The following is a 26,107-nucleotide window of genomic DNA, read 5'->3' on the forward strand; positions in this document are numbered from 1 at the left end:
AATGGAAAAGAAAAAAAGTCTGAGCGAGCGTAAACGGGAAGCGATTCTGGACGCGGCGATCAGTGTGTTTCAGGAGTCCGGCTTTCAGGGCGCCAGTATGGATCGCATCGCCGAGCGGGCGGAGGTGTCCAAACGCACGGTGTACAACCACTTCATCAGCAAAGAAGCCTTATTTATTGAAATTACCGATCAGGTTTGGCGCAAGGCGATGGACGCCACGGAGTTTCCTTACCAAAGCGACGCCCCCCTGGCTCCGCAACTGACCGCCATTGCGGAACAGGAACTGGAACTGCTGGGATCGGAAGGCTATATCGGCATGGCGCGCATGGTGCTGGCGGAATATATGCTGTCACCCGATTTGGCGCGGCAGGCGATGCAGAAAATGCAGGAGAACGAGGGCGGTATCAAACGCTGGTTAAAGGCCGCCATGGCGGATAAGAGAGTGATCAAAGTCGATCCGGAATTCGCCGCCACGCAATTCATGAGTCTGATAAAAGCGTTCTCCTTCTGGCCGCAAATCGTCGGCCACGCGCCTAACCCCACGCAGGCGGAGCGACGTGAGATCGTCGCCGCTGCGGTGGAGATGTTTTTGGGGCGTTATGCTGCGCCGAAGAAATCGTAGTAGGCCATTCTGACCCGGGTTAAGAAATCCTGCTCAACCGGTTTGGAAAGTGCCCCCGGTATTTTATCCGCCAAGGTCATGAGGTCATGTTTGATCTCAGGCGTTGCCAGATCATGTTTGCCTCTGATTTGTTGAATGGCCATCACTTCGACTGGGACAATATCAAATGGAGCGAACTTGAATTCCGGTATGGCTACCTGTTTTGAACGGTCGATATGGGATAAATGATAGTCACAAACGCCCGTGATGGCCGTTGTCAGAGCATCTGTTTTATCCCAGGCGTCGATGACCTGTTGGTACACGCTCAAGCTATTGTGTACAAGTTCTTTAGGGGCGCTGTCTCCAGTATGCATCCCATGAAGCCAGAGCATGAATGGCTCAAACGTCCGTTGCGCCCAGAAACCTGGGTCAATCGCATCGCTGGCGGCCATCCGGGTTAACAGTTGACTGGCCTCTGTGGCTTGGGAAGCCTGGCCTGTGGCGATAAACCAAGCCAGGACACAGGCGGTGTCTCCCGTGTAATTGGTCAGGTTTGGTCCGGCTTTCAGCGATTTCAGAAATTGGATTTTGAAAAAACTCTCTGAGCGGAGCTTTAAAGACCAAAAGAAATAATCGACCGCCGTATCAATGTCATCCCAACCGACGGACTCGCCATCAGCGACTCTGACGCATCCTCTGGCTCCATAGTAATTGGCCAACACGTCGAGGGTGTCGGACAGGTCTATAAAAGACTCGAGAGAGACTTCTTCGAAGCAATCCTCAGCGTCTTCTATTTCTTCGTCGATGAGATCATCTCGTTCGGAAAGCCATTTCCGCTTGTTCTTTAAAATTGTTTCTACTTTGCTCATAAGCTGCTCAATATCTGAAAAATCATTGGGAAATCATGCGTAACCACTTGGCTGTCCTGCTATCCATCGGGACATCTGGGCCAGGGAGAAACTCTGATCGCCCTCAACACAACAGGGTGCCCCTTTGAATTTCTATCCAGCTCAACGCCAATCAACAAGCCTGAAACACTTAACGGATCTTTCCTGAATTCTTTAAGAACCGATCTGGCCTGTCTCTGAAATTGTCTTGATGTGTTCTGGTAAGCGCCGGTTCCCGTTGAAGCCTCTCTTAACACCAACTCGACAAAGTTGTGAAAGTACTCCTGGCGGTTAGACGGCTTACCTACCGTATCTTTAACAGTGGCTTTAACTTCTGCGAATGTAAGGCGTCCCGCCGGCGAGCGGGCGACAATATCAATACCGTTGTTGCTGCTGTTCTGTATAGGAAATATTTCTGTGTACCCACTGTCCTCCAGCAATTTTACGGCGAACTCTTCGCCTTTATCCCCAACAATTTTGTTGAAGTTCACCAGACCGAATGGGTCCAGTTGCGAGAGGGGATCTTTTACATAGCCCTGTAGCCTCAGGCCGCCCATGAGTCCTGATGGGTCCTGGGCGACGTACTGTCCGCTCTGCGGATCGTAGTAGCGGAAGCGGTTGTAATATAGCCCCGTTTCCACATCTTCATACTGCCCCTCCCACCGGAAGGGACAGTCGGACTTACTTCCGCTGAGGTTTTTGAGATCGCCCCATACGCTGACATCCGCCGACCACACAGATTGACCGGTCTCGTCATACATGGCGCAGGGCGTACCCAAATAATCGGCGACGATGGAAAAATAGTCGTCTCCGACCTGTTTGGCCATTGGCGTAAAGCCTTCAGGTTCAAATAACCAGGTGATCAGTTTGCTCTCATTCGCCTCTGTTCCCTGCGGAGGGGCCTGGGCCTGAATCGGTTGGCTCGAAATATCCGGGCGTCCAGAGACGGTCTCCCTTGGCGAAGAGGATAAATCAAAAGCCGTGCGTGGCATGCTGGCATTAGGCGTTTCCACCCATTCATGCAGCGGCGTATCGCCGTCCCAGACCCATCGGGTGATGCGGCCGTTGAAAGTCTTGCTGAGGCGTCGGCCGAGGGCGTCGTAGGTAAATGCAACCTCGCGTCCATCTGGCCGCGAGACTTTCATCAACCTGCCTGAGACGCTCCATGTATAGCGCCAGACTTTGCCGCCAGGCTCGGATTTGGTGATCAGATTGCCTTCCAGGTCATACTCGTAGTGGACGACACCCTGATTAGTGCGCATCCACAGCAGTTGGCCGCCGGCGCCATACTCCCTGTCTTTGCGATTGTACGTCTGGAATAGATTCCCCACGGCATCCGGCATACGCAGGTCCATCTCGCCATCGCCATAGCGAGCTGAAACCAGATGACCCAGCTCGTCATTGCTAAATACGGTGACGCCGCGCTGGGAGTCGTGAATCTTTTCCAGGCGCGCATTCATACCCCAGAAGTAGGTTCTGGCAAGCTGATTCTTGTCGCCTTGAGACAGGGTGAGCTGGTGAGGACGTCCGAATTTGTCTCTTTTCCAGCGGCTTGATACGCCGCCAGGCAGATGGCGGGCCAGCTCGCTTCCCAAACTGTCCCGATCAATGGCAATCGTGAAGGCGTCCTCGCCCATGACGATCAGCGAAGGGTTGTTAAACTTGTCGCGCTGGATGCTTTGCGCAGCGCCCAGTGAGGAAGTGAGTCGAGTGCGTTTGTCCTCGCGATTAAACTCTGAAAGCACCCAGTGTTCGCCGTTGCTTTCTTTAATGATTCTTCCAATGACATCACGCTCAAACTCCAGGGACGCATCGACGTTTACCGCCTTCATGAGCTTGCCGTCTGCGCGATACTGATAACGTTCTTCTTCGCCATCGCTGTGCAGTACGCGCACAATTCTCCCCACCGCATCATAGGCGTAATCAGAATAGCGACCGCTGGAGCGCGTCACCCGTCGGATCTGTCCTGCGGGGTTGTATTCACAGCGGCGCAGCAAGCCGTCGAAGCCTGACTCGGTTAGTATTTCCCCTGAAGCACCAAGTTCGAAACGATAGGCGTGGCCGTGCTCGTTGATGATGCCGATCAGCTGCTCTTCCGTGTCGTATTCAAACTGCAGCGTGGTTCCCGCCTGGGTGCGAGACGCCATTTTGCCCAATCCCTGGTAACTGAAATGCACGTCTAAGTGGGCGTCAGTGGCGCGAACCACATTGCCTTCCGGGTCATACTGAAAGGTCTTAACATTGCCGTTCGCTTCAGCTATTTCAGTAACGCGGCCGAGCAAGTCGTATTGGACGCGCTTCTGATTTCCCTGCGGATTAGTGGAGATGGTGGTGCGTCCATGATTGTCATAAACCCACTCCTGCTTGACTCCTTTAGCCGACGACACAACGCAGGGATTGCCATAACCATCGTATTGAAGAGTGGTTTCGTAGCCTGATACGTTGATGACGGAGGTCAGTTTTCCATTCTGGTAGGCATAGCGGGTGCGACGATTGAGAGGGTCAGACTTCGCCACAAGCTGATCGTTCTCATCATATTCCCAGCGCCATTCGCCGTCGTTCAGATCTTTAGCCTTGATGAAGTTATCCCGCTCATCAAACTCCATCTGCAGCGTGGAGCCGTCCGGCTGGGTGATCTGGGTGAGGTTGCCGCGGGGGTCGTAGTCGTAGCGCGTCGACAGGCCCAGTTCGTTGGTTTCGCAGGTGACTTGGTAATACTCGTTGTATTCGTTGACGATCACGCCGCCGGAAGCGGTTTCGATTCTATGGGGCAGGGCGCCGTCGTGGTGGTAAACGGTCTGATAGCCGAGGGAGTTCTGTACGATGGTGAGGCTTTTCTCATCGTCGTAGACGAGCTGGTGGTTATAAATGCCGCCGTCGCCCCAGGTGTGAATACAGCGGGCGTTGTGGTCAGCGCCGTCATATTTGAAATAGAAGCTCAGTCCGTTGTAGCCGGTTTCCTGGCATAACAGGTGGTTCTGGTATTGATAGCTAAACTCGCTGCCCAGGGCGTCGCGGGTCGCCACCAGATCGCCGCCGTCGTATTCGTACTTCACGGCGCAGTAAAACTCGCCGGCGTTATCCGGGTGCGGCAGCAGAATGCGACGGATACGGTTGTCCGCATCGCTTTCGAACTGAATGCGCCGTCCGCCGCTGTCGATGATCCGGCTCAGACAGCCGCCAGCGGTGTAGTGAAACTGAATGCGGGCGTTTTCCGTGGGGTCGGTGATGGCGCTCAGATAATGCACCGCCGTTGCCTGCGGATGAGCGGAGGGCGCCGCCGGGGTGAACCGGTACCAGTTACCGTCGAGATGTTTGAGACGATAGCCCTGATCGTCCCGGTGCAAGGTCATGCGCTCCTGGCGGTTAAAGCTCTCTTCACCTGCCTTCAAGGCTGGAAACGCCATGTGCCGGCCGTCCTGCATCATCACAGCGACGGCGCCGTCTTCTTCGATCAGTTTCCAGTCATAGTTGTGATGCCAGCCGTGACCGAGGGAGCCCTGATAAGTCGAGGAGCTGAACCAGGTACGTTCCCAGGACAGAGGGATCGGGCCGGGCAACTGGAAGTCGATCCAATCCGTAAAAACCTTGCCGGAGGCGACATCCACTGGGTGTCCGGTGACCGCGCAGACGCCTTTGTGAACGCGGTTGCGGACGCTGGGTGGAGCGCCCAGTTTGTCCATGAGCTTGTCGGCTTTCTTATGGATAGCGTCGGAGATCTTTTTGACGCGCTTACTGCTTTTCTGCATCTTGCGTATCTTTTTGAATGCGGCGCCCAATCCCGCCAGTCCGGCGGTGGTGGCCACGCCCATGGCGTCCACGGTGGGAGGCCCGCCGATCATGACCGGCGCGCCAATGGGAATGGGCAATACGGTGGTGGTGGGCAGCACCATGCCATAGGACTTTTTGGGTTTCTTGGCGCGAATGGGCGCCAGCATGCCCACGCTCTGACAGCTCAGCACCGGCAGCGCGGTGAAACTGAAGGGGGCTCCGTCCGCCACTACAGTGGCGCCGCCCATGAAGATCTCGTCTTCGTTCCCCGGCGGCATGACGAACGGGCCGCCCATGGGAATGTGCGGGATGGGCTTGCCCGCCGTGCCTGCCGTCGCGCGGGGAACGCCGTTGACTTTCACCGTACCGCCAAAGATCGGCAGGTAATCCAGGACATCGAAAATAATGCCGATGTGCGGATGGGGAATAGGAATGGGCGTTCCTGGCGGCAGCGCCAGCAGGTGAATATCGATCCCCAGTATCGGGTCAAAATGTTTGGCCGCCAGCATCAGACTGTCTCCGCCCTGGCGGCGTGCGCTTCCCGCCAGCCTTCGCCCAGCAAGGCCGCCATGGCTTCATGGACGTAATCTTTATCCTCCCGGGTCGGCGCCACGCGCAACAGCGTTTCTCCCAGGTAAGGCAGGGTGGTGTATTGGCGCTGCTCAGGCTCGATCAGCCCCGCCGCCTTAAGTCCCCGTAAGGCGCTCTCCCAGGCGTAGCCTTTGAGCTTCAGGCGCTCCAGGCAATAACACTGCAAGCGCCAGCTCTCCATGCACATCATGGCGTCCTCCTGAGCCTCGGCGATATCCGCGCTGCGGCGATAACTCTTGGCGGCCTCTTCATAGCGCTTCTCGCTCAAATAGGCGCTGGCTTCACTTATGTGGGCCTGAAACAGTAATTTGTCGCAGCCGGGACGCTCAGCTTCGATGCCCTGCAACGCGCACTGCTGAGCCTGTTGATAATCCTGTAGCGCTTTCTCGGCTTGTTTCGCGTTCAGATAGCCGGAGGCGCGCAGCAGCAATACGGAGCATTGCATGTCGAACCATGCCTGCTCGCCGGCGATCGCCAGCGCGCGCTCGGAACGGCTTTGCAAAGCGGGGATATCGTTGTTCTGTACAGCGTAATTCATGTCCACGAAACACTGGCGAAACGCCGCGCCGGGCGAGCCGTCGTCCGCTTCCTCCATGATCTTGTTCATGGCCTCGCGCAGATTCAGAGGCGGCGTCTGGTTGAAAATCTGTGTGGGGTAATCCTGCGCCAGCTTGGCGAACGCAGGGCGCTGGGCGTTATCGATGATGATCCACTTCAGATTGCCGCCCCAGAGCTTGTAATCGCGATGAATCTCGCAGGCCAGTTGCAACCAGCGTCGCCACGCTTTGAGGTCTTTGACCTCGTGAGGCCAGATGGCGATCACCAGAGTGGAGAAGTAATCGGCGAACGCTTCCAGAATCTGGTGACAGCTTTTGTACAGCGCGTCGTGGCCGCTCAGCGCTTTTTTCGGGTCAGGGGCGCGCCAGGTGAAAGCGTCCTCCGGATTATTATCGTCCTCGTCTTCCGCACTGGCGGCGACGCCCGCTGCGATCTCCCGATTCAGCTCATCCGACAGGTCAAAGCCGAAACGCTCCAGGGAGGAAAACTCCGAATGCAGAGCGACGAAGAATTCGCCTGAGGTTTCGTCGAATTGCTCCCGCATCTTCAGAAATCCCGACATCAGCTGGTTGGCGTCCGGGTCGATATTCCAGCGCAGAATAGGGCGCCCGCTCTCCACGAACGTTTCCCATTGCGCGTCGAGTTTTTCCAGCTCTTTTTCGATTGGATTTTTCTCTGTCATGAGGCTCAGTTCAATTTAATCATCGGACCGGACACGGACACCCCGGCGCCATCGACTTTGATAGAGCTGCCGCCAATGGTGATGGTGACGCCGCCGTCGTTGATCTGGATGCTGGTTCCGCCCACCCGCAGGGAAATATTGCCTCCCGCCGCCAGATCGATTTCCGTGGCGGTGGTTGTGGTCTTGCCGGTGACGGTGACCGTCTGCGCGTCCGCCTGTGTGGTTTGCAGGCCGCTGATGGTGAACTTCTGGCTGGAGGCGCTGACCTCATGCGCCGCTCCCAGATTGATCTTCTGATTAGTGGCGCTGATAGTGTGGTCCGCTGACAGATTCAATGTCTGGTTGGTGGCGGTCTGGGTGATATTGCCGGAAACGCTCTCGGTCTGATCCGCGCCCACATTCAAGGTTTGCGCGCCAGTCACGGAATGCGTTTGCGCGCCGGTGATCGACACGTTCTGTTTGCCGGTCACGGCGACGGAATGATCGCCGCCGACGCTGAGGGAACTGTTTCCCGCCACCGAATCCGACGCATTGCCGCCAACGTTGCTGGTGGAATGGCCTTTGGCGTTGGCGCCGATGTTGTTTTTCACCTCCATGTTGAAGTCTTTTTCAGCATGGATATTGAGAGATTCCTCGCCTTTTTTATCGTCGAAGGAGATCTCGTTATAGTTGGATGTCTGTCCGCCTTTGGTGGACTGCGACTTCACGCCGAATCGGGATTTGTTGTCCGGCAGGGAGTAGGGAGGCATGTTGCCTTTGTTGTAGACGCCGCCAATCACCAGCGGGCGGTCTGGATCGCCTTCCAGAAAGGTGGTCACCACTTCCTGGCCAACGCGGGGTATGCCCATGCTGCCCCATTTCTTGCCTGCCCAGGGCGTGGCTACCCGCACCCAGCAGGAGCTGTTTTCGTTGCGTTCGCCGTAGCGGTCCCAATGGAACTGGACTTTAATGCGGCCGTATTCGTCGGTGTAAATCTCGTCGCCGCTTTTGCCGCAAACGATGGCGGTCTGGACGCCGTCTATGCGCGGCTTGGGCGTGTTCAGGGCGGGCCGGAAACTGACGTTGTCCGGCAGGCATTCGAAGCGGTTGAAGTACACGCTGTTTTCTTTGTCCGCGCTGTCTGGACTGTCGGCGCTGGTGTAGCCGCCTTCGTAGGCGTAGTGACGCACCGCTGTGACGACAAAGTTCTTACGGTTGTCCGTGACGCATTCTTCCGACTCCAGCGCGAACTTTCTGCCTACCAGCAAATGGGGCAGGTTGCTTCTGCCGCTCACCCGGGTGAACCGGCTTTCTTCTTCCTCCATGCGCAGTTTGGTCAGACGTCGGCCGCGGTCCTGGTCGCCAAAAGCGCCGGGATAGTCAAAGCGTTCGTAAGACGCGGCGCCTCGCAACTCAGTCAGCGCGGAGCATTCCGCCAGCAGGGACTGATCGGATTTTTCAAAGTTGAAGTCGCTCAGGCTCCATTTGCCGGAGAAATATTGATAACTGCGGCGCCACTCCTGGATATAGTCGCCATTGCGCGGCCGGGAGCTGTGTTCAATCTTGCGGGGCTCCATAAAAGCGTTGGTGGACTTATCGTCCGCCAGAATCAGCATGTGCCGCTTCTGCGCCTGTTCGAAATAGAAATAGATGCCTTCCTGCTCCATCAGACGCAGAGCGAAATTCAGGTCGGACTCCCGGTACTGTACGCAATACTCCAGTTCTGGATACTCGTTATACAGACCACTGAAACGAAAATCGGAAAAGCCCGCTTCCGTGAACACCGCTTCCAGAATTTTGGGGGCGGTCATGTTTTGAAACACCCGGCAGTCGGTATTCTTGTTCAGGAACCATAACCAGGGAACAAGAACGGCCTTGTAACCGTACAGCCCCCGTTTTTCCAGGCCGGTGGACTCGAAATAGCTCACATGCCCGCTGAATACGCGAGGCGCGCCGCCGTCGGCGCCAATGGTGACCTGCGCCAATTCGCCGATGATGTCTTCCGCGCGAATATCACGCTTGTGGGACAGCAGGTCCACGTCATACTGGAACAGCTGCGAATACCCTTCCTGACCCCGAAAATGGCGCAGCAGAAACACGTCTTTACCTAGAGGCGTGTCGATGCGGATGGGGCGGGTGTCCTGGGTATAGCGTCCCTCTTCGATAAATAAGGCGTCCATAAGGAACTCCATGTTGGCGAGAATGGCGTGGAGTTCCTCGCCATTCCTGCCGGAAATAGTGTGATAACCAAGGTTGCGCGCTGGCGGCCCGGACGGCTTATAAGGAAGCCTTGGCCATGGTGTGGGCGGGGATAGCGAAACAACTCTCCCGGCCAGACTGCAGCGGAAACGCAGTGGTTTGCTGAATTCATTAGATCATAAAGCCTCATAACGACGCTACGGGGCGAAACGCTACAAGTTGTTGTTATTTAACGATAAAGTGAGCGGCGAATTGAGTGAACCCCTGACGTGGCGGCGCTTGCGGGGCGGCGTTAAAATACAAAGGGAAGCGTGGCGAAGAAGAGATTGCCTACTCGTAATGCTTCAATGCGAGCGTCAAGGGCTGAACTTGCGTTTTGCACCCTAAAATACAATACTGCGCCCGTAGCCCTTGAGATAAGCGGCTTACGCCAGATTTCACTGATGACGAAGGTTAATACCGTGCCTACATCCACCCGTTTCGCCGTAGCGATTCATATTCTCGCCGACCTGGCTCTACACAAAGACAAGGCGGTGCGTTCGGAGGATATCGCTTGTAGCGTGAACACCAATGCGGCGGTGGTGAGGCGGCTTTTGGGCGTGTTGGCGGAGGCTGGCATGACCCGCTCGCAATTGGGCGTGGGCGGCGGCGCTTTGCTGGCCAGGCCGGCTCATGAAATTACGCTGCTGGATGTTTATCAGGCGGTGGAAGAGCCCAACTATTTCGTCCTGCACCGCTCCAAACCCAACCCCAAATGCTATATCGGCTGCAACATCACCTCGGTGCTGGAAGAAGAGTTTCAACGCATTTCCGCCACCATGGACGCCTCACTGGCGCAGACCACCATTGCGGATGTGGCGCGACAGGTCGCCGATAACGCGGGCGTGCATTATTACTGCGCCAAGCAGGAGATGTCTGAAGACGTCGATTAAGCGAGAAAAAATTTCTTGCTATGTGTAACCGTGTTGGTTACATTGTTTCCCATTGTCGGGGCGGCGACCAGTTTCTGTCAGCGGCCTCTTATTATTTTCATCGCTATCCAGGGAGACTGAATGATGGCTTCATTGTTTGATCCGATCCGCATCGGCGATTTTGAGCTTTCCAACCGTATCGTCATGGCCCCGTTGACCCGCAGCCGCGCAGGCGGGGAAGGGCGCGTTCCCAATGAACTCATGGCGCAGTATTACGCACAGCGCGCTTCTGCGGGTCTGATCGTCAGCGAGGCGACCGCGGTGATTCCACAAGGCGTGGGCTACGCCAACACTCCGGGCATCTGGTCTGCGGAGCAGGTGCAGGGGTGGCGGAAAGTCACTGACGCGGTGCACGCCGCCGGCGGCAAAATCATTCTGCAGCTCTGGCATGTGGGCAGAATCTCCGACCCGGTTTTCCTGGATGGCGAATTGCCCGTCGCTCCCAGCGCCATTGCGGCGGAAGGGCACGTCAGTCTGCTGCGTCCCATGCGTCCTTTTGTAACCCCCAGAGCGCTGGAGAGGGATGAAATTCCCGCTATCGTGGAAGGTTTCCGCAAAGGCGCGGAAAACGCCAAAGAGGCAGGCTTTGACGGAGTGGAAATCCACGCGGCCAATGGCTACTTACTGGACCAGTTTCTTCAGGATGGCGTGAACAAGCGCACCGATGATTACGGCGGCTCTGTGGAAAACCGCGCACGCCTGCTGTTGGAAGTCGCTGACGCCTGTATCTCTGTCTGGGGCGCTGGGCGCGTCGGAGTGCATCTGGCGCCGCGCAGTCCTTCGCACTCCATGTCCGACTCCAATCCGGTCGCCACTTTCGGCTATGTCGCGCAACAACTGGGCGAGCGCGGAATCGCCTTCATCTTCTCTCGCGACCCTATCGTCGATGACGAGCTGGGCGGAACCCTGCGAAAGAACTTCGGCGGCGCGATTATCGCCAATGAAGAGATGTCCAAGGAGCGTGCGGAGCAGTTGATCGCGGATAACAAGGCGGAGGCGGTGGCCTTTGGTCGTCTGTTCATCGCCAACCCGGATTTGCCGGCGCGCTTTAAAGCCGACGCTGACTTTAATGATCCGCACCCTGAGACATTCATGCAGCTCGGCGCGGAAGGCTACGTGGATTACCCCAGCCTGAGCGAGGCGATGGCTTAAAGCGATGCGCCCACAGGCATTCTGAGGATGTACTGTGGGCCGGCCTTGCCGCCTAGATATTGCTCGCCGGTATCGGTGAAACCGCCGCCGATATAGCAGTGGTAGGCGGCCGGGTTCCGGCAATTCACGGTGAGGGCGATGGACGATCTGTCGCTGTACGCCTTATCCAGATAGGGCTTTAACGCCCGCGTAGCGTTCTTGCCAAGGCCCTGTCCCTGTCTGCCTGCGTCGATCAGGAAGGCGCGCAACCCTAATTCGTCGGCCAGGGTGAAGTCGAATTTCTGATGATAGGCGACATCGATAATGAAAAAGCCGACCACGTCTTCGCCCAGCGTCAGCACATGACAGTGATGGTTGGGGCTCGCCACTTGCAGAATGTCCCGCGTGTGTCCGACATAGGGGACTTGCTCTTCGTGAACCTGTAGCGCCAGCACCGCAGGTCTGTCTTCGTCCCGCATTCTGCGGATCTCTAAATGCTTTACGATTACGTCCATACAGCAACCCTGTTTGCAGAGGTTCCTTAACTATTGAGCGATGAATTCGGCGGGCGCGTCAGCGGCCCTGTCCTGAGCACGCCAGTGATAGCGTGACTGGATTCAGCGATAAAAGCTCAAATATAACAATAAAGTAGCTTATCATGTTAAACGCCTTCATCATTCCGTCTCAAACCGATTTTATTAAATAGGCGCTCTCATGGATCAACCTGCCGCTACCTCCTATTGTCACGCCAGATGTTACCTGTTTATTCCCGCCAACCGGCCTGAGTTTGTCGTCAAGGCGGGCGGTCTGGACGCGGACGTGATTATCATCGACCTGGAAGACAGCGTGCCTCGCGACGATAAACCCCAGGCCCGAGCGGCGCTGCCGCAGATCGTGACGGCGCTGCGGGAGAAAGGTAAACGCGTGGCGGTGCGCATCAATGGCGATCTTGAGCATATGGCTGCGGACCTGCAGGCGCTGCCGCTGGCGGATCTGCATTCGGTGCTACTGCCCAAAACTCAGGAAGCCGGCGTGATCCGTTTGATCTGTCAGTATCTGAGCGTCCTGGAAGCGCGGCAGTCGCTGGAGCCGGGCTCCACGGCGCTGACGCCGCAGATTGAAAGCTGCAAAGGCGTACTGGAGCTACGCGACATTGCAGCGGCGTCGCCGCGGATAAAGGCCTTGGCGATGGGCTCAGAAGATCTGGCGGCGGAGTTGGGAGCGATGGCCTCGCCCGATAGTCTGCTGGCGGCCTGCCAGCAAATAGCGCTGGTGGCGGGAGAGCGGCGCATCGACGCCCTGGGGCTGCCCGGATCCATGGGCGAATTCAAAGATCTGGACAGCTATGCCGCCAATCTCGCCAAGGCCAAAGCCTTAGGCTTCAGCGGCGCTTTGTGCGTCCATCCCAATCAGATTCCCTGCGTCAATCACGCCTTCGCCTACACCGAGGAGCAGAAGCAATGGGCGCAGCGGGTTATCGCCACCCTGGCGCAGGCGGAGCAGCAAGGCCTGGGGGCGGCGAATCTGGACGGCCGTATGCTGGATGCGCCGGTGGCGGCGCTAGCCCGACGAATATTGGCGCAGGACTAGCGCAGATTTCACTGACATTGAACCCATCAAGATTGCCGCAAGATGAAACGTTACGAGCAGTTGGCGAATGAGATCGCGGACCTGATCCGCTCTGGCGTGCTGCCGGCGGGAAGCCGCGTGCCGTCGGTGCGTAACGCCAGTAAGACCTATGGCGTCAGCGCTTCCACCGTGTTTGAAGCCTATTACCTGTTGGAAAACCGCGGCCTGATCCGCTCCAGACCGCGCTCTGGTTATTTTGTCTGCAATCAGGCCAAGCAAGCGGCGCCGGCGGCGCAAAAACGTCCTCGGCAGACATTGGCCTCCACCTCGGTGGACGTCAGCGAACTGGTGTTTTCTGTACTGGGCTCCGTACGCGATCCCGCCATTACCCCACTGGGCTCCGCCTTTCCCAGCCCAACCTTGTTTCCCATGCAACGATTGGCGCGCTCCATGGCCAAGGCCACACGATTGATGGATTTACGCTCCGTGGTCGCAGATCTGCCCCCGGGAAACCGGGATCTGCGCCGTCAGATTGCGTTGCGATATGTCATGGAGGGCGTCTCCGCGCCGATGGAGGAGCTGGTCATCACCAGCGGGGCCATGGAGGCGCTGAATCTGTGTCTGCAGGCGGTGACGCAGCCGGGGGATCTGGTGGCCATTGAATCCCCCGCGTTCTACGCCAGCCTGCAAGTGCTGGAGCGTCTGCAGCTGAAAGCGGTGGAGATTCCCGTGGACGCCGGTTCAGGCATGGACCTGGACGTATTGGAGCAGGCGCTGGGCAATCACCCGATCAAAGCCTGCTGGCTGATGTCTAATTTTCAGAATCCGGTGGGCGTCACCCTGGCGGAGGAGAAGAAGCGTCGGCTGGTCGCCCTGTTGCGACGGCATCAGGTTCCGCTGATCGAGGATGATGTCTACGGCGAGCTTTATTTCAGCGCCCATGCGCCCAAACCCGCCAAAGCCTTTGATGAAGACGGCTGGGTGATGCACTGCGGCTCGTTCTCGAAGAGTCTTGCTCCCGGTTATCGTGTTGGTTGGACCTCCGCCGGTCGCTTCGCCCAGCAGGTGGAGCGTTTGCGTCTGATGACGACGATTTCCGCATCTATTCCCGCCCAGGCGGCTATCGCGGATTACCTGCAATTCGGCGGCTACGACCGGCATTTGCGCAAGCTGCGCCATAATCTGGAAGTGCAGCAGAACCAGATGCTGGCGGCGATAGATCGCTACTTCCCGTCGCAAACCCGGGTGACGCGGCCAGACGGCGGTTATTTTCTTTGGCTGGAACTGCCTGCCGCCGTGGATTCGCTGGCCTTGTTTAAGCTGGCGTTGGAGCAGGGCGTCAGCATTGCGCCGGGGCCAATATTCTCCGCTACGCGCCGCTTTCGCAATTTTATCCGGCTCAACTATGGCCACCCCTGGGGGCCGGAGTTTGAGCAGGCCATGGAGGTACTGGGTCGTCTGGTCCGTTCCTTTTAAAAAAAGTCATGTCTGTCAGCGATAAATCGCCATCTGATATGGTTTTTTAAATCTTTTCTGAAACTGTTTGTTTGCCGCGTACGCCTGAATAATCCCGCCTGACTTTTGGATGTAAAAAGGAAGGTGGCGGCGAATGAGCGAACATATCCCGGTTCACAATATCGAGGCGGTGACGGTTGATCTGTATGAGTCCCGCACCAAGGTTCATACCCGCAGTTTCAGCGGTCGCTTCAGGCGTTTGCGTCTGCTGGGCGGTTTTCTGCTGTTCGCCCTGTACTTCGGGGTGGCCTGGCTGAACTGGGAAGGTCGACAGGCGGTGCTGTGGGATATCGCTTCCCGCAAGTTTCATATCTTTGGCGGCACATTCTGGCCCCAGGACTTTATTCTGCTTTCCGGTATTCTCATCATTGCCGCCTTTGGCCTGTTTTTCCTGACCGTGTTCGCCGGGCGCGCATGGTGCGGCTACGCCTGTCCGCAGAGCATGTGGACCTGGGTGTTCATGTGGGCGGAAAAGGTCACGGAAGGCGACCGCAATCAACGCATCAAGCTGGACAAAGCGCCCTTGAGCCTGGAGAAAGCGACGCGACGCGGACTCAAACACGGGCTGTGGCTGTTGGTCAGCCTGGCGACGGCGGTGACTTTTGTCGGCTATTTCACCCCCATCCGCACTCTGGTTACGGAAATGGCGACCTTGGACGTTGGCGGCTGGAGTCTGTTCTGGATCGGGTTTTTCACCGTCGCCACCTATCTGAACGCCGGCTGGCTGCGCGAGCAGGTGTGTTTTCATATGTGTCCCTATGGGCGGTTCCAGTCTTCCATGCTGGATGAAGACTCTTTGGTGGTGACCTATGACGCCGCGAGAGGCGAATCCCGTGGACCGCGCAAGAAAAACGTCCCATATCGCGCGCAAGGCCTGGGGGATTGCGTGGACTGCAGCATGTGCGTGCAGGTGTGTCCCACTGGCATTGATATTCGTGACGGGCTGCAAATGGAGTGCATCGGATGCGCCGCCTGTATTGACGCCTGTGACGCGGTTATGGCGAAGATGGGATATGACGCGGGTCTGGTGCGCTACACCGGCGAGCGCGCATTGAAAGGCGGCGAGGCGCGCATACTTCGGCCGCGACTACTGGGATACGGCGCTGTGTTGCTGCTGATGATCAGCGTGTTCGCCTGGGTTATGGCGTCCCGTCCGCTGTTATCTCTGGATGTGGCCAAAGACCGCGGACTGTTTCGGTACAACTCGGAAAACCGTATAGAAAACGGCTACATACTGGATATTCTGAATAAAGAAAATGAGCCGAAAACCTTCCTGATCAGCGCATCGGGTCTGGAAGGCCTGGAGATGGGCGGCGAACGCAGAATACAGGTTGGGCCGGAGAGCGCCGTCAGCGTTCCTGTGACCCTGTCGATGCGGCCAGGCCAGATTCTGCAGCGCTCCAGCGATGTGTTTTTTGAAGTGAAGGACGCCTACCTGCCTGAGCGGAAAGTGGTCAAGCCCAGTCGCTTCACCGGGCCCACCGCAAAATAATGACGCGACGCAATGGCGAGGTCCAAGCGCCGTTGAGGGTCTATACTGGCAAGTAAGCACGGAAGTTCACCACGGCGACTTGCGCCCCCTCGTCGCCGCTCTGGATGAAACCAGCTTGGGGTATATCGTCGTCGACATGCGGGGGATGCCTGTGCAGTATCTGATTCTTCTTTTGCTTGCTTTGCTCCTGGGCGCGCCTTTTTCCTGGGCGAAAGATCATTTTCATCAACCTGGCGCGGATAAGCTGGTGAGGGTCGCCACCCTGACCAACAATCCGCCATTCACATTCGACAGGCGCTACGCTGAAGCCGTCCAGCAGGAAATCATCCCGCCCGGCCTGGATTCAGAGCGCCTGCAAGGCTATAGCTGGGATGTTCTGAGGGAGAGTTATCATGAAATGGGCTACACCATTCAGCTCTATATCTATCCCTGGATTCGCGCGTTTGATCAGGTGAAGGCCGGCAAGCTGGATATCCTGTTTCCTACGGGCTTCAATCAGGAGCGCGCCAGCTACTTCAATTACTCTAAAGAGCCCATCGATCATGTGGATTTTCTGGTTTACGTCAGTCCTGACGTCAAACTGAGCTGGAACGGACTGGCGTCTTTGGAAGGCAAAACCATTGGCGTGCTGCGTGGCTGGAATTACGGTCTGGAATGGGAACGTCAGTCCCGCATCGTCAAATATGACGTAGGGGAGATTCTGCAGGGCTTCGCCATGCTGGACAAAGGTCACCTGGATGGCCTCGCCGGGTATGAACTGAGCTTTGACTACGCCTTGCAGCAGGCGAACTGGCGCAATCACTACAAAAAGCTTCCCGTGTTCGACTCCACGGACGAATTCGCCGTCAGCGCCAAAAGAAATCCTAACGGTCAGAAACTGCTGGACATATTCGACGCGGGTAAACGACGTATCGTAGAGAAGGGGATCTTCTACAAGATCAATGCAAAGTGGCAGGGCGCCGGGGTGCAGGAGACCAACGCGGAGCGCGAGTAAGGCTTGGTGAAGTACACGATCGAGTTTCATGACGAAATTCGCTACGAACATGATGTCGCTATCTTTACCGCCATCGCGGAGATTGGAAACGCCTCGTTTACGGTCACCCAGCGCATTATGCAAAACGACCGGCTGCGCGCCACGGGGCGAACCACACTGGTCCACTTTGACTACCGCAACAGGAAAGCGGCGCCAATTCCTGAAGACATTCGGGCCAGGCTGCAAGAGATGGCCGAGGCATAGACGTCTGCAGTGCGGGCGTTTTTCTCCGACATAGTTGATCGCGCTATTGGCACAGAGACTTTTCTTTCGTGAATAAAGACTCAAGCCCTTGCATATAATCCTCTGATTTCTTCTCTGCTATGTTAGCGCAATTGTCGACGCTGAAGGCGCTGTTGAATGAGCGGTTTTCTGCGTTCCCCATAATAATGGGCGCGACCGCCGCCAGCTTTTCGCGTTCGACGCCGCAGTCGCCGTTAAGGGGGTTAAAGCAGGCCCGCGGGTCCATGTTATCCAGTTGCTTGAAAGGGAATGCATGCTTATGGGTAAATAAAGTCAAAATGCATCGTTTGACTTCTTCCCGGGTTGACCTGTTCAGGGAATCGATCCATCCGTTAAATGCAATGGATCTTATCCGCTTGGCGGCGTCTGCTTTGAAAAGGCTATAAAGGGTGATGAGGGAAACCTGACGAATCGTATTGCTATATAAATGCCTGCTTTCGGCAGCAGATAGATGCGTCTCTTCCAGGGTATCGTTAGCTGATGAATAAGCCACGCTTTTGACGCTGGGTAATGATTCTATATCTGGCAGAGAGTAATCAATGACGAGCGTCATGGATTCCGGGTTATAGCGCAGCTCCCAGCATTGTGGGAAGTATTCGGGATAATGTATGGAGCCTAAAACAACATCGCAATAATCAACGATTGCATGAGGGGCCCCTTCAAAGTAAGCCTCTTTGGTGCGGGATATATTGATGCCTATCTCCCGTTGAATTTTCTCATGCTTTAGCTTTCTCCAGCACCAGGCTTCTCTTTTAAGCGCAAATGAACTCAAGGAGGCTCTGTTGCTGCTTGTTGCGACTTTCTTTTGTCGCGCCCAGCACTCCTTGTCTGCCAGATATCTTTTCTCGGCCTCTTGCTCTTTTTTATATTTCCGATTGGGAAACAGCACATGCCAGAAGCTATGTGGAATCTGATAAATAGCGTCAGTTCTGGCCGGCTCTGGAGGAATATCCTGCAATTCAGGGAGGTCGGGCTCGGCGATAGCAAAAGCCTCATTGTCCAGAAGCCGGCACCAGGTGGACGTGTAGTTATCTGAGAGTTTCGTGTGTAAGAGATTCACCAGGTTGGCTATCTCTTTTTTCGTATCAATACTTATGCTATTGGCGAGCGCTATTTTTTCTTGCTGTGCGCGAGCTACCTTCATTTGTTTCTTCTTATCAGCAAGAGCGGCTTTCTTTCTCCACATCTCGTTCCATATCTGCTGCTGTATCGTTATTTTTTTATTAACCAGATATTTATCATGCCCCCTGATTATTCTGAACTTATCTAACTTTTGGTGTCTGACTTCAACCTCCCAAACATCCATAGTGTCCATGCGCTAGCTCTCCATCAAGTTGTCCTTTCGTAATAAAGATGAATTTCATTGGCGCATAATTTTGTCGATCTTATTATGGTTTTTTATTTGCTTCTTTAGAGATGCAATTATTTAAGCAATGGAGGAATCTTACTTTGGGGGCTGGCGATGCTGTTCATACTTTAGTACCACAGACATTAAAAATATAAGGGGACGTTCTGAAAAACGTTGGCGAGGCCGTCAGTGCAAGGGAAAAGTCGTATGAGTTATAGTTCCTGCTTGTCTTCGCCGTGCTTTTTCAGTATTCGCGCTTCGGTTCCGTCTTTGCGGATGATATCCAGGCCCAGGTTGAAGTCGTGAATGATTTTCTGGTAGTCGGGATTCACTTTTGACACGCAATTATGGAAGTAATTAGTGTGCAGGGGAGGGTTCACAAACGCCAGTTTGTGGGCCTCGGAGGCGAACACGGTATTCACCAGTTGTACGATCCGCTGTTTCTTCTCCACCACCAGATCAAGTCGTCCCGCCAGCAGCTTACGAATGTTGGTTTCCGCGTCGAACGCGTATTCCATGTTCAGATACTCCGCTTCCGCCTTGTCGAACTCAGGGCTGACTTTGGAGTTGCTGATGTGCCCGATGCGGTAGGGTTTGAGGTCTTCAATATTGTGATAAGAGATAGCGCTGTCTTTGCGCTTCAACAGGACGACTTGCGCGACGCCGATGGGTTTGGAGTACGCCAGTTTTTCCGCCCGCTCCTTGGTGTAGTAGGCGGCCAGCAGTACATCGTATTCCCCGGCGATGCTTTTGGTGAGCGCCCTGGACCAGGGAACAAAGCGAAAATCCGTGGCGTAACCGACGCGGCTGAACGCAGCTTCGGTAATCTCAACCAGATAGCCGCCTTTCTTTTCTTCATCGCCGGCGACTACGAGCGCTCTTTTTTCCGCGAAGACCGACCCGGAAAGGAAGAATACGCCAATGATCAGGGCGATAAGTCCTTCGGTTTTCCAGGTTCTATGATTCATAAAGGTTTACCCTTTGCAGTTAGAGCATAGTGTGGCGTGAGCGTCGCTGAGGAATATTTTCGGGTTGCAGAAAAAGTATAGCTTACCGGGTATAGGACGTTATTATTTATGAATTTTTCGGGTTCCGTAAAGGGAGGAGTCATAGGGTGATTAACGTTGTTGAATCAGGAGAGAAATGATGGAAATAGTGTCCGCCTGGCTGCTTTATCATCGGGCTTCCATGGAGCCGATGACGCCAGCTAATTTCGATGGTTCAGACTACATGGTCGGTGTCGCCGTTGTTCCCGCCACCTCCATGAAAGAGGCGCTGGAACTGTTTGATCAGTATCTGGCTGACAACAGGATGAAACTGATGGACCTTTGGAAGTGCGAACAGTATCGCGGCCCTATCGGGATAGGCGGACCTATTCATGTGCCGTCGTTGACAGAGCCTGAGCTGGGCGTCGCCGCGTCACAGGCGTTGGAAAATGAACGCATCTATTGTGTTGGCGGCATTTCCTCTGAAGCGTTGGCGTATGAAGAACAGTTTGGCCGTGATGAAGATTAGAGGCGCACTGACCCTCGCTGAAGGGCGCTATGACTGCAAAACCGATGTATCTCGCGCGCTGGATAACGAGGAGCAGGAAAAACAGGTTGTGTTAAGAACCTGCCTGCACTCCTATGAGGAATGGCGGGCGACCTGCCATGTTTACGGCTTTCCATTTCCGTTTCTCGCCTGGATACGCGGTGAAACCGTTGAGGCCGCTGTCGTGGACTGCCGCGAAGTCTGGGTTTTCAGTGTGAATGCAACGCGAACGCAAGATATCGTTCAGGCCGTTCGCGTGGGTATGTTCTTTTTCAGCGTGACGGCGGATGTTCTGCTGCGCGACGTCTACGCCAAGAATCTGGATGTGGGAGATGAGCCGTGTGCGTCCCTGGTCAACGTCAATAAAAGGTTATACGAAAACACATGCATTGCTCTCAGAGAAGCCGCTCACGCTTTGGCATACGAGGGGGATGTTAATTTCTGGACATACAGTCACCACAATAATCCGAGAATGCCGCAGAAAGCCTTGCATGAGGCTTTTTCCAATGCGGGAGCAAGGTCTGTCATAACCGATAGCATCAAGACCCACTGGACACGGGTCGGCAATAATCAGGGCGATCCCGGGTTAATCTGTAAATCGGACTTACATCGGGCGATTTTATAAAAGCGCCAGCGACATTCGCACTCATAGACGGCGAAACAGCCAGTCAGGCCGCAGCGAAATTTCAAAAAGAAGAGAGCGACAATGCAGGATAAATGGAATGTCTATCCCCGATTCACCGACGAGGGGCAAGCCTGGGTGTTGGTAAACCTGGGGTATGAGGAGATTGCGCGGTCGGACGCTCGTGACTCTCTATTGGCGGTAAAGCTGGAATTGCAGCGCGCCAACGCCCATGGGCTGCCAACCTCTGAGGAGTTTGCGGCGCTGGATAATATTGAAGAGGCGCTCCTTCAAGGCTTGGAGGCGCAAAACGCCGCCTATGCGGGACGCATCACCGTAAACAGCCAACGGTATTTCTTTTATTACATGAACTGCGATGAGGAGATCGCCGCCGCGATTATCCGCAACGTTGGTCGCCAATTCGGTTATATCCTGGAATTCGACGTGAGCGCAGATCCAGAAAAGCAGTCCTATTGGCGGGATCTCTATCCGTCAGAAGACGACTGGCAAGTCATTCAGGACCTGGAGGTGCTGCAAACGCTGGCGAAAAGCGGCGATGAACCGGACATTCAAAGAGAAGTCATGCACTGGGCGCACTTCCCGACGCAGGCTCAGGCGCAGCAGTTTGCGGATTGGGCGGCCGCCGAGCATTACGTGGTGAGTGACTGCGCCTGGGAAGAGGATGGAGACCGGTTTCAGGTGACATTCAGCCATAACGGCAGCATGCGGTTGGACGACATATCGTTTCATACGATGCGCTCTAATCGTAAGGCGCATGAATTCGGCGGCGAATACGACGGTTGGGAGACCAGCGTGGAAAAGGACGTGCCTTCCGCACCAGCGAAAACGCCGCTGTATACCGGGCGGCCTACGCATATTATCGGCAGCGTGGCCATCGCCAGTCTGGCGGCGGGCGGCATTGGCGGCGCAGCGCTGTTTGGCGCGGTAGGGATCGCTTCTCCTGTTGTGTTTTCTCTGGGTGACTGGTTTCCCAAATTGGCGGAAGGCGCATTGATGGGGATATTTATCCTGTTCGGAATGGGAATATTCGTGCTGACGCCCTTGCTGTTGATATTGCGATTTTTCGGCTATGCAGGGCCGTTCTTTGTGTATGCAATCAGCCTGTTTTTCTGTGTCCTGTTTATGTTGGACGAGCCTATCCTTGGCGTTGTCGGACTGACCTTATCTTTACCCGCCGCCTATGTTTTTTGCCGCTACGCTTATAGTCGCGGTCAAACGTATTAGTTGGAAGCAGTGCGTCAGCGGCTTGTGCAGACCGCAAAAGTTACAGCCGGATTGCACAAGCTACAAAGCCTCGCCGTCTAAGAGCCTGATCCGCATCAGCGGGACGGGCTGTGATCAAGCCCCTGCTGCGCTTTGTCGGATGGCTGGCATAGACTTTGATTGATAACTCCTGAAGTGAATGAAGCCTGTGGTGAATGCGGGCTTCTTCCGTTGCATTCGAACAGGAGGATACACAATGCATAAACTGGCCATTACCGCCGCGGCTGCAACCCTGGCGCTGAGCGGCGCCTTAAGCGTCCAGGCGCAAGACGCCACACGGGTTTCCATTAACAAAATCAGCGAGGAGGGCGTTGGCGACAAAATAGGCTCAATCATTCTGGAGCCCACTCCCAATGGCGTATTAATCCGTCCTATTCTGGAAGGGCTGGAGCCGGGAATGCATGGCTTTCACCTGCATGAAAAAGGGAGCTGCGAAGCGGCGGAAAAGAGCGGCGAGATGACCGCGGGCGCAGCAGCCGGAGGGCATTACGACCCTGACAAAGAGGGCGGACATACCGGTCCGTTCCGTCCGGGACACCAGGGTGATTTGCCAGCGCTATTCGTCGATGAAGATGGAAACGCCAACCAGCAGGTGCTGGCGCCCAAACTCAAAGTCGAGGACATGCGCGGACACGCCCTGATCATCCACGAAGGCGGCGACAACTACTCCGACAAACCTGATCTCGGTGGCGGCGGCGCGCGCATCGCCTGTGGCGTCGTCATCGACGAGGACTTCCAGTCGCAGTCCGCCGTACAGCAGAAAAAGCAGCAGAAACTACAACAGAAGGATGACAGCGCCAGTTAACGCGTAAGCGTTGATCACGAAAACCTCGAAACCGCCAGTCGTTTACCAGGAAGAAAAAGTACGTAAAAGGAAAGAAAGAGGGAAAAGAAAAGGCCTGCATTACGCAGGCCCTGTTGTAGAAGAGTAACAGCTTGTTTGATTAGCCAGCAGCCGGCTGAGCATGTCCAGATTCGATCTCGTCACCGACGGGATCGTCCTTATGCTGCCGCGCCAGCAACACATACAACGCCGGGGTCACAAACAGCGTAAACAGGGTGCCGATGGCCATACCGCCCACCAGCACCAGGCCGATGGAGTTACGGGCTGCGGCGCCGGGGCCTTCCACCAAAGTCAGCGGGAAGTGGCCCGCCACGGTGGCGACGGAAGTCATGAGCACCGGTCGCAAACGGGTCATGGCGGCTTCATGCACCGCGTTGAGCTTATCCATGCCCTGCATTTGCAGTTTGTTGGCGAACTCTACGATCAGGATGCCGTTTTTGGAGATCAGTCCTACCAGAGTCACCAGTCCCACCTGGGCGTAGATGTTCATGGTGGTGGTCCAGCCGTTGGTCCAATAGGGCATATTCGGGTCCGGCATCTTCAACGTGGTGAAGATCAGAGCGCCGAACATAGCCAATGGCGCGGAGCCCAACAGAATCACGAACGGGTCGCGGAAGGAGTTGAACTGCACCGAAAGCACCAGGAAGATCATCAGAATCGCCAGTCCCAATGCAGGCAGGAACTTGCCTCCTTCGGTACGCAGCTGACGGGACTCGCCCGTGTAGTTGATGGTGTAGCCTGGCGGCAGAACTTCTTCCGCCGCTTTTTCCAGCACCTTCAAGCCTTCGTCCAACTGGGCGGTCATGCCGGACAGTTTCACCGCATTAAGCTGTTGAAAGCGGTTCAGTGAACGCGGCACCGTGCTGTCGGTGATCGTGGCCACGGCGCTGAGGGGCATGAGTTGTCCCTCTGGGCCTGAGACATAGATGTCTTTGAGCTGATCCGGGTTCAAACGCTCCACTCGGGACACTTGCGGAATCACCTTGTAAGCGCGTCCGTCCATGTTGAGACGATTGACATAGTTGCCGCCCAGGGCCGCGCTCAGGTCCGCGCCGATTTGCGCGTTATTGAGTCCGAGGGCCGCCACTTTGCGATGGTCGATCACCACTTCAGACTGCGGCTGGTCGTACTTCAGGTCGATATCCGGCGGAAAGTAGAACAAGCCGCTTTCCATCGCCTTCATCTGCAGTTGTTGCGCGAGTTGCAGCATCTGTTCAGGTTCAGCGGTGGACGCGATGACGAACTCCACCGGGAAGTTGCTGCCGCCGGGCAGGGCGGGGGGCTGCGCCGCGAACACCTGTAGACCGGGAATCTGGCTCAACTGGTACTGCATGTCCTGCACGATTTCCGAGATGGAGCGGTCGCGCTGATTCCAGGGCTTCACCACCATGCCGCTGAAACCGCCGACGCCCAGCGCCGCGGCAAACGGATCGGAAGGCGACAGTAGTATCTGGAAGGTCAGATCCCGCTCCGGCGCGTTCAGGAAGATTTGCTCTGCGGCGTGACCGAAATGCGCCTTCTGGTCCGCCGAAGCGTTCGCGGCGTTATTGATGATGCCGAACATAAAGCCCTGATCTTCCAGCGGCGCCAGTTCTTTGGGGGAGAACATGTACATGGGAATCACCATGAGGCTGAGCCCCGCCCAGATGGTGTACACCGCCGGACGCGCATGCAGCACTTTCTCCAGCACAGAGCCGTACAGGTCGCGTAAACGGTCGAAGCGGTGATTCACCCAGCCGGTGAAGCCTTTTTCCTCGCTTTCGGCGCTGCGCAACAGCTTGGCGCTCATCATCGGCGACAAGGTCAGCGCGACGATGCCGGAGATGGTTACCGCTCCCGCCAGAGTCAGGGCGAATTCGCGGAACAAGGCGCCTGTCAGACCGCCTTGCAGGCCGATAGGGGTGTACACCGCCGCCAGGGTGATGGTCATGGCGATGACCGGACCAATCAACTCCCGCGCGCCGATGCGGGCGGCTTCAACCGGACTGCGGCCTTCGCGCAAGTGCCGCTCGACATTCTCCACCACGACAATGGCGTCATCCACCACCAGTCCCACAGAGAGGACTATCGCCAGCAGGGTGAGCAGGTTCAACGTGAACCCGAACATCTGCATCAGAAAGATTGCGCCGATCAGGGATACGGGGATCGCCACAATCGGCACCAGCACAGAGCGGAAAGACCCCAGGAACAGGAAGATCACCACCACCACGATCAGCAGGGTGTCAGTGAGGGTGCCCACCACTTCATGAATGGCGTTATTGATGTATTCCGACGCGTCATAACCGATGCCACCCTGCAGGCCGGGAGGCAGGTCTTCCTTGATCGCTTCCAGGTCCTTGCGCACTCGCTCCACTACTTCGATGGTATTGGCGCTGGGAAGCGGGAAGATGCCCATGAACACGGCGGTCTGACCGTTGAAGCTGACTTCGGTGTCGTACTCCTCCGCGCCCAGCTCCACGTCGGCGATGTCCTGCAGACGGATGATGGTGTCGTTCTCCTGGCGAATGACCAGTTCCTTGAACTGCTCCACGGTATGCAGGTCGGTGTTGGCGGTCAGATAGGTCTGAACAAAACTGCCCTTGGTGCTGCCCACCGGCGCCAGATAGTTGTTAGCGGCGAGGGCGGCATTGACTTGCGCGGGGCTGATGTTCAGCGCAGCCATGTGATCCGGCTTCAACCAGATGCGCATGGCGAAAGTGCGGGCGCCGAAAATATCCGCCCGCTGTACGCCGGACAGCGCCGCCAGACGTGGCTGCACCACGCGCACCAGATAGTCGGTGATTTCGCTCTGCGACAGCGATTCCGACCAGAAGCTGAGGTAGGCGGCGGCGAATTCCGAGTCGGCGGATTGCACGCTGATGGCGGGCAGCTCCGAGCCGGCGGGCAATTCGTTGCGCACCTGATTCACCTTGGCGGTAATGTCCGCCAGCGCTTTGGTGGGATCGTAGTTAAGCTTGAGCCGGGCGGTTACCAGAGACAGCCCCAGCATGCTCTTGGACTCGATGTAATCCACACCGTCGGCGGAAGCGATGGCGCGCTCAATCGCCGTGGTGACAAACCCCCGCACCACGTCCGCGCTGGCGCCCACGTAGGTGGTGGCCACTGTGACGGAGGCGTTCTCGCTCTGCGGATACTGCCGAACGCTGAGTGAGTTCCAGGCCTGCACGCCGGCGATGATAATCACGATGTTGACCACCAGGGCCAGCACCGGACGCCGCACGAAGATATCAGTAAAAGCTTTCATAATCGGCGGC

The 26,107-nt window shown here is 56.1% G+C and carries 20 protein-coding genes; 12 read left to right on the forward strand and 8 right to left on the reverse strand.

The window, feature by feature from the left end:
- The first annotated feature begins 1 nt into the window (after position 1).
- Positions 2-622 (forward strand): TetR/AcrR family transcriptional regulator, encoded by a 621-nt coding sequence (locus tag ACQYWX_RS14905; RefSeq protein ID WP_431689376.1) that lies wholly within the window; start codon positions 2-4, stop codon positions 620-622.
- Here the strand turns inward: ACQYWX_RS14905 and ACQYWX_RS14910 are convergent.
- The 4 genes from ACQYWX_RS14910 to tssI are packed head-to-tail and all read right to left on the reverse strand — an operon-like array spanning position 598 to position 9,249.
- A complete protein-coding gene (locus tag ACQYWX_RS14910; protein WP_431689377.1) occupies positions 598-1,470 on the reverse strand; it encodes a hypothetical protein in 873 nt (290 codons plus the stop codon). The two genes, ACQYWX_RS14905 and ACQYWX_RS14910, sit on opposite strands and share 25 nt — an antisense overlap.
- Before the next feature lie 59 nt (positions 1,471-1,529).
- Positions 1,530-5,768: a DUF6531 domain-containing protein gene (locus ACQYWX_RS14915; RefSeq protein WP_431689378.1), complete on the reverse strand. Its 4,239-nt coding sequence runs from the start codon at positions 5,766-5,768 to the stop codon at positions 1,530-1,532.
- Positions 5,768-7,090 (reverse strand): hypothetical protein, encoded by a 1,323-nt coding sequence (locus tag ACQYWX_RS14920; protein WP_431689379.1) that lies wholly within the window; start codon positions 7,088-7,090, stop codon positions 5,768-5,770. The genes ACQYWX_RS14915 and ACQYWX_RS14920 overlap by 1 nt, the downstream gene beginning before the upstream one ends.
- Before the next feature lie 5 nt (positions 7,091-7,095).
- Positions 7,096-9,249, reverse strand: a complete 2,154-nt coding sequence (tssI, locus tag ACQYWX_RS14925) for a type VI secretion system tip protein TssI/VgrG (protein WP_431689380.1) — start codon at positions 9,247-9,249, stop codon at positions 7,096-7,098.
- A 462-nt stretch (positions 9,250-9,711) separates the two neighbouring features.
- Here tssI and ACQYWX_RS14930 point away from each other — a divergent pair, with 462 nt between their 5' ends.
- Positions 9,712-10,200, forward strand: a complete 489-nt coding sequence (locus ACQYWX_RS14930; RefSeq protein WP_253938248.1) for an Rrf2 family transcriptional regulator — start codon at positions 9,712-9,714, stop codon at positions 10,198-10,200.
- A gap of 120 nt (positions 10,201-10,320) precedes the next feature.
- Complete coding sequence (locus ACQYWX_RS14935; RefSeq protein ID WP_431689381.1) at positions 10,321-11,391, forward strand: alkene reductase; 1,071 nt, start codon at positions 10,321-10,323, stop codon at positions 11,389-11,391.
- On the opposite strand, the gene ACQYWX_RS14940 is transcribed toward ACQYWX_RS14935, so the two are convergent.
- Complete coding sequence (locus ACQYWX_RS14940) at positions 11,388-11,885, reverse strand: GNAT family N-acetyltransferase (RefSeq protein ID WP_431689382.1); 498 nt, start codon at positions 11,883-11,885, stop codon at positions 11,388-11,390. The genes ACQYWX_RS14935 and ACQYWX_RS14940 overlap by 4 nt on opposite strands.
- Positions 11,886-12,084: 199 nt before the next feature.
- On the opposite strand from ACQYWX_RS14940, the gene ACQYWX_RS14945 reads away from it, so the two are divergent.
- From ACQYWX_RS14945 to ACQYWX_RS14965, 5 genes are all read left to right on the forward strand, one after another.
- Positions 12,085-12,960 carry an HpcH/HpaI aldolase/citrate lyase family protein gene (locus ACQYWX_RS14945; protein ID WP_431689383.1) on the forward strand — a complete coding sequence of 292 codons (876 nt, stop codon included), beginning with the start codon at positions 12,085-12,087 and terminating at the stop codon, positions 12,958-12,960.
- 42 nt (positions 12,961-13,002) lie between these two features.
- Positions 13,003-14,415: a GntR family transcriptional regulator MpaR gene (gene mapR / locus ACQYWX_RS14950; RefSeq protein ID WP_431689384.1), complete on the forward strand. Its 1,413-nt coding sequence runs from the start codon at positions 13,003-13,005 to the stop codon at positions 14,413-14,415.
- 133 nt (positions 14,416-14,548) lie between these two features.
- Positions 14,549-15,946: a cytochrome c oxidase accessory protein CcoG gene (gene ccoG, locus ACQYWX_RS14955; RefSeq protein WP_216736340.1), complete on the forward strand. Its 1,398-nt coding sequence runs from the start codon at positions 14,549-14,551 to the stop codon at positions 15,944-15,946.
- A 79-nt stretch (positions 15,947-16,025) separates the two neighbouring features.
- Positions 16,026-16,940, forward strand: a complete 915-nt coding sequence (locus ACQYWX_RS14960; RefSeq protein ID WP_431689385.1) for a substrate-binding periplasmic protein — start codon at positions 16,026-16,028, stop codon at positions 16,938-16,940.
- A 6-nt stretch (positions 16,941-16,946) separates the two neighbouring features.
- A complete protein-coding gene (locus tag ACQYWX_RS14965; RefSeq protein ID WP_431689386.1) occupies positions 16,947-17,183 on the forward strand; it encodes an acyl-CoA thioesterase in 237 nt (78 codons plus the stop codon).
- A 43-nt stretch (positions 17,184-17,226) separates the two neighbouring features.
- Here ACQYWX_RS14965 and ACQYWX_RS14970 read toward each other — a convergent pair whose 3' ends face one another.
- Together ACQYWX_RS14970 and ACQYWX_RS14975 are read right to left on the reverse strand one after the other, a co-directional pair.
- Entirely contained in the window at positions 17,227-18,537 is a 1,311-nt protein-coding gene (locus tag ACQYWX_RS14970) for a hypothetical protein (RefSeq protein WP_431689387.1), read from the reverse strand.
- A 245-nt stretch (positions 18,538-18,782) separates the two neighbouring features.
- A complete protein-coding gene (locus tag ACQYWX_RS14975; RefSeq protein WP_431689388.1) occupies positions 18,783-19,538 on the reverse strand; it encodes a substrate-binding periplasmic protein in 756 nt (251 codons plus the stop codon).
- Positions 19,539-19,713: 175 nt separating this feature from the next.
- On the opposite strand from ACQYWX_RS14975, the gene ACQYWX_RS14980 reads away from it, so the two are divergent.
- The 4 genes from ACQYWX_RS14980 (at position 19,714) to sodC (ending at position 22,814) form a co-directional block, all read left to right on the forward strand.
- Positions 19,714-20,085, forward strand: coding sequence for a hypothetical protein (locus ACQYWX_RS14980; RefSeq protein WP_431689389.1), 372 nt, complete (start codon positions 19,714-19,716; stop codon positions 20,083-20,085).
- A complete protein-coding gene (locus tag ACQYWX_RS14985) occupies positions 20,054-20,728 on the forward strand; it encodes a hypothetical protein (RefSeq protein ID WP_431689390.1) in 675 nt (224 codons plus the stop codon). The genes ACQYWX_RS14980 and ACQYWX_RS14985 overlap by 32 nt, the downstream gene beginning before the upstream one ends.
- A gap of 81 nt (positions 20,729-20,809) precedes the next feature.
- The gene (locus ACQYWX_RS14990) at positions 20,810-21,970 is read left to right on the forward strand and encodes a DUF695 domain-containing protein (RefSeq protein WP_431689391.1); all 1,161 of its coding nucleotides are present in this window, start codon (positions 20,810-20,812) and stop codon (positions 21,968-21,970) included.
- A 235-nt stretch (positions 21,971-22,205) separates the two neighbouring features.
- On the forward strand, positions 22,206-22,814 hold the full coding sequence (gene sodC / locus ACQYWX_RS14995; protein WP_431689392.1) for a superoxide dismutase [Cu-Zn] SodC: 609 nt from the start codon (positions 22,206-22,208) through the stop codon (positions 22,812-22,814).
- A 139-nt stretch (positions 22,815-22,953) separates the two neighbouring features.
- On the opposite strand, the gene ACQYWX_RS15000 is transcribed toward sodC, so the two are convergent.
- Positions 22,954-26,097, reverse strand: a complete 3,144-nt coding sequence (locus tag ACQYWX_RS15000; RefSeq protein ID WP_216736349.1) for an efflux RND transporter permease subunit — start codon at positions 26,095-26,097, stop codon at positions 22,954-22,956.
- Between the last annotated feature and the right edge of the window lie 10 nt (positions 26,098-26,107).

This window comes from Hahella sp. NBU794, assembly GCF_050749805.1.
GTDB lineage: Bacteria > Pseudomonadota > Gammaproteobacteria > Pseudomonadales > Oleiphilaceae > Hahella.